10 protein-coding genes are annotated in these 11,709 nt (G+C 72.4%); all 10 read left to right on the top strand.

All coding sequences use genetic code 11. The features are described from left to right. Positions 1-1,788, top strand: a 1,788-nt coding sequence (locus ACVNF4_RS24945) for a heparinase II/III family protein (RefSeq protein WP_461805112.1), incomplete at its 5' end; no start/stop codon positions are given. 10 nt (positions 1,789-1,798) lie between these two features. Beyond that, a complete protein-coding gene (locus ACVNF4_RS24940) occupies positions 1,799-3,319 on the top strand; it encodes a right-handed parallel beta-helix repeat-containing protein (RefSeq protein WP_461805111.1) in 1,521 nt (506 codons plus the stop codon). A 1-nt stretch (position 3,320) separates the two neighbouring features. Then, complete coding sequence (locus ACVNF4_RS24935) at positions 3,321-4,517, top strand: O-antigen ligase domain-containing protein (RefSeq protein WP_461805110.1); 1,197 nt, start codon at positions 3,321-3,323, stop codon at positions 4,515-4,517. Positions 4,518-4,519: 2 nt separating this feature from the next. Then, on the top strand, positions 4,520-5,719 hold the full coding sequence (locus ACVNF4_RS24930; RefSeq protein WP_461805109.1) for a glycosyltransferase: 1,200 nt from the start codon (positions 4,520-4,522) through the stop codon (positions 5,717-5,719). Next, the gene (locus ACVNF4_RS24925) at positions 5,716-6,942 is read left to right on the top strand and encodes a class I SAM-dependent methyltransferase (protein ID WP_461805108.1); all 1,227 of its coding nucleotides are present in this window, start codon (positions 5,716-5,718) and stop codon (positions 6,940-6,942) included. Before ACVNF4_RS24930 ends, ACVNF4_RS24925 begins: the two co-directional genes overlap by 4 nt. Next, positions 6,939-7,715 (top strand): glycosyltransferase family protein, encoded by a 777-nt coding sequence (locus tag ACVNF4_RS24920; RefSeq protein ID WP_461805107.1) that lies wholly within the window; start codon positions 6,939-6,941, stop codon positions 7,713-7,715. Before ACVNF4_RS24925 ends, ACVNF4_RS24920 begins: the two co-directional genes overlap by 4 nt. Further along, positions 7,712-8,383, top strand: a complete 672-nt coding sequence (locus ACVNF4_RS24915) for a PIG-L deacetylase family protein (RefSeq protein WP_461805106.1) — start codon at positions 7,712-7,714, stop codon at positions 8,381-8,383. Before ACVNF4_RS24920 ends, ACVNF4_RS24915 begins: the two co-directional genes overlap by 4 nt. Positions 8,384-8,386: 3 nt before the next feature. Then, a complete protein-coding gene (locus ACVNF4_RS24910; RefSeq protein ID WP_461805105.1) occupies positions 8,387-9,412 on the top strand; it encodes an NAD-dependent epimerase/dehydratase family protein in 1,026 nt (341 codons plus the stop codon). Further along, positions 9,409-10,677, top strand: coding sequence for a DUF4910 domain-containing protein (locus ACVNF4_RS24905; protein ID WP_461805104.1), 1,269 nt, complete (start codon positions 9,409-9,411; stop codon positions 10,675-10,677). Before ACVNF4_RS24910 ends, ACVNF4_RS24905 begins: the two co-directional genes overlap by 4 nt. Further along, the coding region (locus ACVNF4_RS24900; RefSeq protein ID WP_461805103.1) for a hypothetical protein at positions 10,674-11,709 on the top strand (1,036 nt) is incomplete at its 3' end. The genes ACVNF4_RS24905 and ACVNF4_RS24900, both read left to right, overlap by 4 nt.

The following is an 11,709-nucleotide window of genomic DNA, read 5'->3' as shown; positions in this document are numbered from 1 at the left end:
GACGCCCGGTTCACGGCGACGCTCCCGGCGGGGACCCTCGCCGAGGCGGCGCCGGACGCCGTGAAGCGGCTCGTCGCGGAGGCGGACCGGCTGCTGGCGGGGCACGCCGAGTACTTCGGCGTCGTCCGCGACGACCTCACCGACCCGGACTGGTCGTTCGACCCGAAGACCGGCCGCCGCGCCCCCTGGGGGTACGCGTTCGACGTGCCGTACCGCGACGAGGACACCGTCGGGGACGTCAAGCAGATCTGGGAGCTGTCCCGGCACCAGTACCTGACCGTCCTCGCCGCCGCCTACGCGCTCACCGGGGACGAGCGGTACGCCGAGCGGGTCGCGGAGCATCTGCGGTCGTGGTGGTCGGCGAACGCGCCGCTGCGGGGCGTGCACTGGACGAGCGGCATCGAGCTGGGGATCCGGCTGCTGTCGTGGGTGTGGGTGCGCCGGCTCCTCGACGGCTGGCCGGGAGCGGGCGCGCTGTTCGAGGACAACCCGGTGGCGGTGGCGCAGATCTGGCACCACCAGCGCTGGCTGGCCGCGTTCCCGAGCCGGGGCTCGTCCGCGAACAACCACGTCGTCGCGGAGGCCGCCGGTCAGTTCGCGGCGTCCTGCGTCTTCGACTGGTTCCCGGCGTCGGCGCGCTGGCGTGCGGACTCCCTGCGCTCCTTGGACCGGCACCTGCGCGCCAACACCTTCCTCTCCGGCCTCAACCGCGAGCTGGCCTCCGAGTACCACGGCCTGGTCCTGGAGCTGGGCCTCGCCGCCCTGGCCGAGGCGGACGCGGCCGGGATACCGGTGCCCGCGTCGGTCCGGCTGGTCCTGCTGCGCATGACGGACGCCCTCGCGGCGGTCGTGGACAACAGGCTGCGGCCACCCCGGCAGGGGGACGCGGACGACGGGTACGGGCTCGTCGTGGACGGCGCGGGCACGGACCGCTGGGCGTCGCTGCTGGCCACGGGGGACGCCGTGTTCGGGCGCCTCGACTGGTGGCCGCAGGTCACCGGGACGGACGTCCGCACCCCGCTGCTGGCCGCGTTCATCAGGCCGTACGCGCGCGCCGACCGTCCGGTGGAGCGCCCGGCACACTTCGCGGACGCGGGGCTCACCGTCCTGCGGGGCCCCGGGGAGATCTGGTGCCGGTGCGACGGCGGGCCGCACGGGTTCCTGTCGATCGCCGCGCACGCCCATGCGGACGCCCTGTCGGTGGAGGTCCGGCACGACGGGGTGGACGTGCTCGCCGACCCGGGGACGTACTGCTACCACGGGCAGCCCGCGTGGCGCCGGTACTTCCGCTCCACCCTCGGCCACAACACGCTCGGACTCGACGGCACCGACCAGTCCGTCTCCGGCGGCCCGTTCCTGTGGACCCGGCACGCCCGCACCCGCGTCCTGGAGGCCGGCGAGGACCGCTGGTGCGCCGAGCACGACGGCTACCAGCCCTCGGTACATCGGCGCCAAGTTGCCCTGCATCAAAGCGAGTTGCGGATCACCGACACCGTGCGCGGACCGCGCCGGGCCGTGCGGCTGGCGTTCCATCTGGGGCCGGCGGTCACCGCGGAGCTGGACGGCGGCCGGGCACTGCTGACCTGGCAGCGGGACGGGGAGGACCGGTCGGCGGTGCTGAAGCTGCCGCGGGAGCTGAGCTGGCGGGCGCACCGGGGGGAGAGCGATCCGCCGCTCGGCTGGTACTCCCCCGGCTTCGGGCGCAAGGTGCCCGCGACCACGCTCGTCGGCACCGGATCCGCCGACGGTGTGCGGGAGTTCACGACCGTACTCGGGTTCCACGGCTAGGAGGAGACGAATGACGCGGCGGCACTGGACCGCACCGGCGACGCTGGCACTGCTGCTGGCGGTGGCCGGCTGTGACAGCGGAACGTCGAGCGTGCGGCCCGAGCCGTCCACCAGCGCCGCCGCACCCGCCACGCCCGTGGCCCGGGTGTGCGACAAGCCCTCCGGTGGTCCGGCGTCCGCGCCGAAGGGTGCCGTGACCGTCGACCCGGCGGTGCCCGGCGACCTCGCCGCGAAGACCAGGAGCAGTCCCCCGCACACCACGTTCTGGCTCCGGCCGGGCAGGCACACCCTCGAACAGGACCGGTACGCCCAGGTCGTCCCCAAGGACGGGGACGTCTATCTCGGCGCCCCCGGCGCGGTGCTGGACGGCCGCAGGACCAACCAGTACGCGTTCGGCGGGCCCGCGCGCGGCGTCACCCTGCGCTCCCTGACCGTGGAGGGGTTCGTCGCGCCGCACGACGAGGGCGTCGTCAACCACGACTCGGCGGACGGGTGGGTCGTCGAGCACCTGACGATCCAGCACAACACGGGTGCCGGGCTGATGGCGGGTGCCCGGCAGCAGGTGCGCGGCAACTGTCTGCGCGCGAACGGGCAGTACGGCATGAACGCGTACAAGAGCGAGGGCCGGGTCACCGGTCTCGTCGTCGAGGGCAACGAGATCACCGGGAACAACACGGGTGACTGGGAGCGCAAGCGGGAGGGCTGCGGCTGCACGGGGGGCGTGAAGTTCTGGGCGGTCGACGGGGCCGACGTGCGCGGGAACTGGGTGCACGGCAACCGGGGCACCGGGCTGTGGGCGGACACCAACAACAACGACTTCCTGATCGAGGACAACGTCATCGAGTCGAACGACGGCGCCGCGCTGATCTACGAGACCAGCTACAACGCGGTCATCAGGAAGAACACGATCCGCCGGAACAACTGGGTCGAGGGCCGCCGGTACGCGGACCGGGGCGACTCCTTCCCGCTGGCCACCGTCTACATCTCGGAGTCCGGCGGCGAACCGCGCGTCAGGGCGCGTACGGACAAGCTGGAGATCTACCGCAACACCCTGGAGGACAACTGGTCCGGCATCACCCTGTGGGAGAACGCCGACCGGTTCTGCAACAGCCCCGCCAACACGTCCTCCGGCGACTGCACGCTCCTCGTGAAGGACACCGGGCGGTGCAGGCAGCCCGGGATCGCGAAGGCTCCGCTGTACGACGACTGCCGCTGGAAGACCCGGCGCGTGGACATCCACGACAACCGCTTCACCCTCGACAAGTCGGTCGTCGGCTGCACGGAGAAATGCGACCGGATGGCCCTCCTCGCCAACTACGGCACCTACCCGGACTGGTCTCCGTACATGGGCGACAAGGTGGCGCAGGCGATCACCCGCACGCAGGGCAACCGGTGGCACGACAACGTGTACGTCGGCCCGTGGGTGTTCGTCGCGCACGATCCGAGCCGGGTGCTGGACGCCTTGCAGTGGGAGGCGGCGCCGTACCAGCAGGACAGCGGCAGCACCTTCCGTACGCAGGGGGGTGGGTGAGGTGGAGGCACGTTCGCCGAAACTCGTCGGGGCGGTGTGGGGGCTGCTGATCCTCAACACGCTGGGGTCGGCCGGGGCGAAGACGATCGTCCCGTTGCCCCGGTCCCTGATCCAGATGGCCACCATGGGTGCGCTGGTCGCCGCGTTCGCGCTGGCCCTGCTGCTCAATCTGCGGCTGCGCCTGCGGCCCAGCGCCTATCTGCTGCTGCTGACGCTGCTGCTGGTGACGAGTCTGCTGTCCAGCGCGCATCTGGAGTCGGGGCTCGGGGCGCTGTTCCGGTGCGCCCGGCTGGCCCTGTTCGTCGGGACGCTGTGGCTGCTGAGCCGCTGGTGGAACGGTGACGAGACGTTCGTCCGGCATCACATCCGGATGTACTTCGCCGTGCTGGCGTCGGTGGCCGTCGGTCTGGTCGTCTCGCCGGGTGCCGCCCTGCCCGACCTGTACGGCGGGCGGCTGGTCGGCGCGCTGTGGCCGCTGACGCCGCCGCAGATCGGGCAGTACGCGGCGGTGATCATCGGGCTCGCGGTGCTGCTCCTGCTGGGCCGGCGCACCGACCGGAAAAGCGCGGCGCTGGTCGTCGTGCCGTCGCTGGTGCTGCTGGCGCTGACGCACACCCGGACGGCGACGCTGGGGCTGCTGGCCGGGCTGGTGCTGGCGATCGGTTCGCTGGTGCTGACCAGCGCCGCCGCGCGCCGGTTCTTCTCCTGGGCGGTGCTGTGCACGGCCGTCACGGCGGTGGCGCTCGGCTCCTTCGTGCAGGCGTGGTTCCTGCGCGGGCAGAGCCAGGAGAACTTCTCCAGCCTGACCGGGCGGGCGAAGGTGTGGAACGCGCTCCTCGACGCGCCCCGCACGCCCTCGGAGTACCTGTTCGGGGTGGGCCTCGGCGACAAGTCGTTCGGCGGGCTGCCCATCGACAACAGCTGGCTGGCCGTCTTCAACGAGCAGGGCATGACGGGGGTCGTGCTGGTGGCGGCGTTCGTCGTCGTCCTCGGCGGGGTCGCGCTGCTGCGTCCGCCGTCGCTGGAGCGGGCCTGCGCGATCTTCCTGGTCGGCTACTGCGCCATCGCGTCGTACACGGAGGCCGGTCTCGGGGACGCCTCCCCGTACCTGCTGCACCTGGCCGTCGCCGCCTCACTGCTGGCGGTGCCCGCCGTCCCGTCGCCCGATGTCCCCCGTTCCCGCTCGGAGGTGATCTGACCGTGCACGTCCTCGTGGTGCACAACCGCTACGGCTCCGCGCAGCCGAGCGGCGAGAACAACGTCGTCGACCAGGAGGTGGCCCTGCTGCGGGGGGCCGGGCACCGGGTCGGGGTGTTCGAGCGGCGCAGTGACGACATCGCCTCCCGGTCGCTGCCGGGCAAGGCCGCGCTGCCGCTGCTGGTGCCGTGGAACCCGAGGGTGCGGGCCGAGTTGGCGGCGCGGCTGCGGGCGGAGCGGCCTGACGTGGTGCACGTCCACAACGTGTTCCCGCTGCTGTCGCCGGCGGTCCTCGCGGCCTGCGCCGACGCGGGGGTGCCCGCTGTGGCGACGCTGCACAACTACACGCAGGTCTGCCCGCCGGGCACGCTCCAGCGGGACGGGAAGCCGTGCAGCGAGTGTGTGGGGGCCACTCCTCTGCCCGCCGTGCGGCACGGCTGCTACCGGAACTCGCGGCTGGCGACGGTGCCGCTCGCGGTGAGCCTGTCGGTGAACCGGCGGCGGTGGTGGTCCGGGGTGGAGCGGTTCTTCTGCATCTCCGGCGCGCAGCGCGACGTCCTCGTGGCGGCGGGGCTGCCGGCCGAACGGCTCGCGGTGAAGCACAACTTCGTGCCGGACCCGGCCGAGCGGCGGACCGGTCCCGGTGAGTACCTCCTCTTCCTCGGGCGTCTCGCGGAGGCGAAGGGGGTGCGGCTGCTGATGGCCGCGTGGGACGAGGTCGCGGCCGGTGGCGGGGTGGAGGTGCCGCTGGTGATCGCGGGGTCGGGGCCGCTGGAGGGCGAGGTGACGGCGTGGGCTGCGGGCCGGGACGACGTCCGGTACGTCGGCCTGTACGACCCGGCGCGCTGCCGGGAGGCCCTCTCCCGGGCGGTGGCCGTGGTGGCGCCTTCGACGTGGCTAGAGGCGTTCGGGCTGGTCGTCGTGGAGGCGATGGCGGCCGGGGTGCCTGCGGTCGCGGCCGGTCACGGGGCCTTCGTCGAACTCGTCGAGGACGGGGTGACCGGGCTGCTGCACCGGCCGGGGGACCCGTCCTCGCTCGCGGAATGCCTGCGCCGGATCAGCGTCTCGCCCGGTATGGGTGAGGCGGCCCGGCGCCGGTACGAGCAGGGCTTCAGTCCGGCTGTCGGGCTGGAGCGCCTGGTGGAGGGGTACCGGTCCGCGATCGCGGGCCGGAACGAACGAGTGGGGGGAACCACTTCATGACACGCTGCCGACTCTGCGGCTCGGAGGCGCTCGCGAGCGTCGTCGACCTCGGGGCGACACCGCCGTGCGAGAGCTTCCTCGCGGCGGACCAGCTCGACCTGCCGGAACCGGCGTACCCGCTGCACCTGCGGGTGTGCACGGAGTGCTGGCTGGCCCAGATCCCGCCGCTGATCACCCCGGAGGAGACGTTCACGCAGTACGCGTACTTCTCGTCCTACTCGACGTCGTGGGTGGAGCACGCGCGCACCTTCGTCACCGGGGCGGTGGAGCGGCTGGGGCTCGGCACCGACGCGTTCGTGGTGGAGGTCGCCAGCAATGACGGCTATCTGCTGAGGCACGTGGTGGACCGGGGGATCCGCTGCCTGGGCGTCGAGCCGTCGGTGAACGTCGGCGGCGCCGCGCGGGACGCGGGTGTGCCCACGCTCACCGCGTTCCTGACGCCGGAGACCGGTGCCGCCGTGCGCGCCGAGCACGGTCCGGCGGATCTGGTGGTCGCCAACAACGTGTACGCGCACATCCCGGACGTGGTCGGGTTCACGAAGGGGCTGCGGGCGCTGGTCGCCGACGACGGGTGGGTCTCCATCGAGGTGCAGCACCTGCTGACGCTGATCGAGGAGAACCAGTACGACACGATCTACCACGAGCACTTCCAGTACTACACGGTCGCCTCGGCGATCCGGGCGCTGGAGAGCGGCGGACTCACGCTGGTGGACGTCGAGTTGCTGCCGACGCACGGGGGCTCGATCCGGCTGTGGGCGCGGCCTACAGGCGAGCCGTCGTCGCGGGTGGCCGACGTGCTGGCCCGGGAGAAGGCCGCCGGGCTCCAGGAGCTGTCCGGATACACGGAGTTCTCCACCCGGGTCGCCAAAGTGCGCCGGGATCTCCTGAAGTTCCTCATCGACGCCGCCGAGCGCGGCGAGACGGTCGTCGGGTACGGCGCCCCGGGCAAGGGCAACACGCTCCTCAACCACTGCGGCATCCGCCCCGACCTCCTCGCGTACACGGTCGACCGCAACCCCTACAAGCACGGCCGGTTCACCCCCGGCACCCGCATCCCGATCCTGTCGCCCGAGCGGATCGCCGCCGACGAGCCGGACTACGTGCTGGTCCTCCCGTGGAACCTGCGGGCCGAGTTGGAGGAGCAGCTCTCCTTCGTGCACGAGTGGGGCGGCCGGCTGGTCTTCCCCATCCCGGAACTCAGCATTGTCGAGGTCGAACGATGAAGGTCGTCCTGTTCTGCGGCGGTTACGGGATGCGGATGCGCAGCGGCGCCTCCGACGACGTCCCGAAGCCGATGGCGATGGTCGGTCCCCGGCCGCTGATCTGGCACGTCATGCGCTACTACGCGCACTTCGGGCACACCGAGTTCATCCTGTGCCTGGGCTACGGGGCCCACCACATCAAGGAGTTCTTCCTCAGCTACGAGGAGACGACGTCCAACGACTTCGTCCTCAAAGGCGGGCGGACCGAGCTGCTGTCGACGGACATCTCGGACTGGACGATCACGTTCGTGCAGACCGGCGTCGAGTCCCCGATCGGGGAGCGGCTGCGCCGGGTGCGCCCGCATCTGGACGGCGACGAGATGTTCCTCGCGAACTACGCCGACGTCCTCACGGACGCCCCCCTCCCGGAGATGATCGACAAGTTCGCCGCGCGGGACGCGGGGGCGTCGATGATGGTGGTGCCGCCGCAGTCGTCGTTCCACTGCGTGGACCTCGGGGACGACGGTCTGGTGGGCGGGATCACGGCGGTGAGCGAGCTGCCGCTGTGGGAGAACGGCGGCTATTTCGTGCTCCGTCAGGAGGTCTTCGACCACATCCCTGAGGACGGGGACCTGGTGGCCGACGGCTGCGCCGAACTCGCCAAGCGGGGGCGCCTGGTGGCGCACCAGCACCGGGGTTTCTGGAAGCCGACGGACACCGTGAAGGAACGCGCCGCGCTGGACGAGGCGTACGCGCGGGGCGAGCGCCCGTGGGCCCTGTGGGAGCGGGTGTGATCCGGCTCGGCGCGGGGTGCCTGGAGCGGGTCGTCGCGGTGGGCGCGCACTGCGACGACATCGCGATCGGCGCGGGCGGCACCCTGCTGACGCTGTGCCGGGCGCATCCCGGCGTCCGGGTCGACGCGCTGGTCCTGTCCGGCGCGGGCGGCGAACGCGAACAGGAGGAGCGGGCCGCGCTCGCCGCGTTCTGTCCGGGCGCCGACCTGAGGCTGACGGTGCGCAAGATGCCGGACGGCAGATTCCCCGCGCACTGGGACGAGGCGAAGGACGCCGTCGAGGAGCTGCGCGCGGCGACGGACCCGGACCTGGTGCTGGCCCCGCGCACGGACGACGCCCACCAGGACCACCGGGGTCTGGCGCGGCTGATGTCGACGGCGTTCCGCGACCACCTCGTCCTCGGCTACGAGATCGTCAAGTGGGACGGCGATCTCGGCCGCCCGTCCGTGTACCAGCCGCTGTCCCCGCAGACCGCCGAGGACAAGGTGGGTCTGCTCCAGGAGCACTACGCCTCGCAGCGGCACCGGCCCTGGTACGACCGGGAGGCGTTCCTCGGGCTGGCCCGTATTCGCGGTATCGAATGCCACGCGCGTTACGCGGAGGCGTTCGCCGTCACCAAACTCACTCTCGACCTCGCTTCCGACCTCGCTTCCGACCTGGGGGACTGACCGTTGCGTGTACTGCTGACCGGACACCAGGGCTACCTGGGCACCGTGATGGCCCCGGTCCTCACGGCCGCCGGGCACGAGGTCGCCGGCCTCGACGCCGGCCTGTTCGCGGACTGTGTCCTCGGCCCGCGCCCCGCCGACCCGCCGGGCGTCCGCGTGGACCTGCGGGACGTGACCGCCGAGCACGTGGCCGGTATGGACGCGGTGATCCACCTCGCCGCCCTCTCCAACGACCCGCTGGGCTCGCTGGCCCCCGACCTCACCTACGACATCAACCACCACGCCTCCGTCCACCTGGCCCGCCTCGCCCGCGACGCCGGGGTGAGCCGGTTCCTGTACGCGTCGACGTGCTCGGTGTACGGCGCCGCCGGGGGCGACGACCTGGTGGCGGAGGACGCCCCGCTGCGGCCGGTGACGCCGTACGCGGAGTCCAAGGTGCGCGTCGAGGACGACCTCAACACCCTGGCCGACGGCGACTTCAGCCCCGTCTACATGCGCAACGCGACCGCGTTCGGCTACTCGCCCCGGCTGCGCGCCGACATCGTCCTGAACAACCTCGTGGGGCACGCGCTGCTGTCGGGTGAGGTGCTGGTGCTCTCCGACGGCACGCCGTGGCGTCCGCTGGTGCACGCCGCCGACATCGCGCGGGCGTTCACGGTGGCCCTGGAGGCGCCCCGGGAGGCGGTGCACGACCGGGCGTTCAACATCGGCAGCGAGGTCAACAACGTGACCGTCGCGGAGATCGCCGGGCAGGTCGCGGAGGCGGTGGCCGGGGCGAAGGTGCGGATCACCGGGGAGAACGGGGCCGATCCGCGCTCGTACCGGGTGGACTTCTCCCGGTTCCGGGAGGCGGTCCCGGGGTTCGACTGCGCGTGGACGGTGAAGCAGGGCGCCCTCGAACTCGCCGACGCGTACCGGACGTTCGGGCTGACGCGGGAGGACTTCGAGGACCGGTTCACCCGGCTCGCGGTGCTGCGCGCGGCGTCCGAGGCGGGCACGGTCGACTCCACCCTCCGGTGGCGCCGATGAGCGGCGCCGAGATGCATGCCCTGGTGGAGCGGCTGTACCCGCTGTGCCGGAGCATCACGGGGGACGGGGTGCGGGCCACCCTGGAGATCGTCGGCGAGTACGTCCCGCTGACGGTCCACGAGGTGCCGACCGGCACGCAGGTCCTGGACTGGACGGTGCCGCAGGAGTGGAACATCCGGGACGCGTACGTCGCGGACGCGGCCGGGAACAGGGTCGTCGACTTCGCGAAGTCGAGCCTGCACGTGCTCGGTTACAGCGTGCCGGTATCGGCGACGATGCCGCTCGACGAGCTGCGCCCGCACCTGTACACCCTGCCGGAGCACCCGTCGTGGGTGCCGTACCGCACGAGCTACTACCAGCCGACGTGGGGTTTCTGCCTGGCCCAGGACACCCTGGACGCGCTCCCGGACGGCGACTACGAGGTGCGGATCGACTCCACGCTCACCGACGGGCACCTCACGTACGCCGAGCACGTGATCCCGGGCCAGGTCGCCGACGAGGTCATCGTCTCCTGCCACGTCTGCCACCCGTCGCTGGCCAACGACAACCTCGCCGGTATCGCGGTGGCCACGTTCCTCGCCCGCGCCCTGGCCGGGCAACGCCCCTACTACACCTACCGGTTCATCTACGCCCCCGGCACGATCGGCGCGATCACCTGGCTGGCCCGCAACGCGGAGCGCGTCGAGCGGGTGAAGCACGGCCTGGTGCTGGCCTGCGCGGGTGACCGGGGTCACCTCACCTACAAACAGAGCCGGCGCGGCGACGCGGAGATCGACCGGGTGCTCCGGCACGTCCTCACGACCTCCCGACGCCCGCACCAGATCAAGGAGTTCACGCCGTACGGCTACGACGAGCGCCAGTACTGCTCCCCCGGGTTCGACCTCGGCGTGGGTTCGCTGAGCCGGACCCCGTACGCCGGGTACCCCGAGTACCACACCTCGGCGGACAACCCGGAGTTCGTCTCCCCGGAGGCGATGGAGGACACCCTCGCCGTGTGCCGGGAGGCGTTCGGAGTGCTGGACCGGGACCGGCGGTACGTGAACCTCAGCCCTTACGGGGAACCGCAGTTGGGGCGGCGGGGGCTGTACGACTCGCTGGGCGGGCGCAGTGACGCGAAGGAGGCTCAGATGGCGATGCTGTGGGTGCTGAGCCTCTCCGACGGGGAGCACGGTCTGCTGGACGTCGCCGAGCGGTCCGGGCTGCCGTTCGGCGCCGTGGCCGCCGCCGCCGACGCCCTGTGCGGCGCCGGGCTGATCAAGGCGTGACGCCGGTGACCGCCACGGCGACCGCCGGATCGGCGAAGCGGGCCCTCGTCGGCCGGCTGTCCTGGGGGCTGGCCGACCAGGCGGCCTCCAGCATGTCCAACTTCGTGGTGGGCCTGTACGTCGCCCGCTCGCTCGGGGTGACCGCGTTCGGCGTGTTCAGCCTGGCCTGGGTGACGTACGGGGTCGTCCTCAACGTCTCCCGGGGACTTGCGACCGATCCGCTCGTCGTGCGGTTCAGCGGGGTGCCCGAAACGTCGTGGCGGGGAGCGGTGGCCCGCGCGACGGGGACGGCGCTCGGTCTCGGGGCGGTGCTCGGCGCGGTGTGTCTGGTCGCCGGGCTCGCGCTCGGCGGCCGGGTGGGGCCCGCGTTCGCCTGCCTCGGGGTGATGCTGCCGGGGCTGCTGCTCCAGGACGCCTGGCGGTACTCGTTCTTCGCGGCGGGCGTCGGGCGCAAGGCGTTCGTCAACGACGTCGTGTGGGGGATCGCGCTGGTCCCCGCGATGGTCGTGGCGGCCCAGGTGGGCACGGTGGCCGGGTTCGTGCTCGCGTGGGGCGCGTCCGCGTCGGTGGCCGCCGCGTACGGGTGCGTGCAGTCCGGTATCCGGCCGCGTACGGCCCAGGCACGCGGGTGGCTGCGTGAGCAGCGGGACCTCGGCTACCGGTACCTCGTCGAGAACGTCAGCCTGAGCGGGGCCAGTCAGCTGCGGGCGTACGGGCTCGGGGTGCTCATCGGGGTCGGTGCGGTGGGGGCCGTGCGGGGCGCGGAGCTGCTGCTCGGGCCGTTCCTCGCGGTGCTGATGGGGCTGTCGCTGGTGACGGTCCCGGAGGCGGCGCGGGTGCTGCGGCAGGCTCCGCGGCGGCTCGGCTCGTTCTGTCTCCTGCTGGGCGGCGGGCAGGCCGTCGGCGCGCTGCTGTGGGGCGGGGCGCTGCTGCTGATGCCGGGGCGGCTGGGCGAGCTGGCGCTCGGCGACGTCTGGCACTCCGCGTCCCAGCTCATCGTGCCGATCACCGTCGGCGTCGCGGGCGCCGGCC

It is taken from the genome of Streptomyces sp. S6 (assembly GCF_054880855.1).
This window is presented reverse-complemented; position numbering and strand designations above follow the sequence as displayed.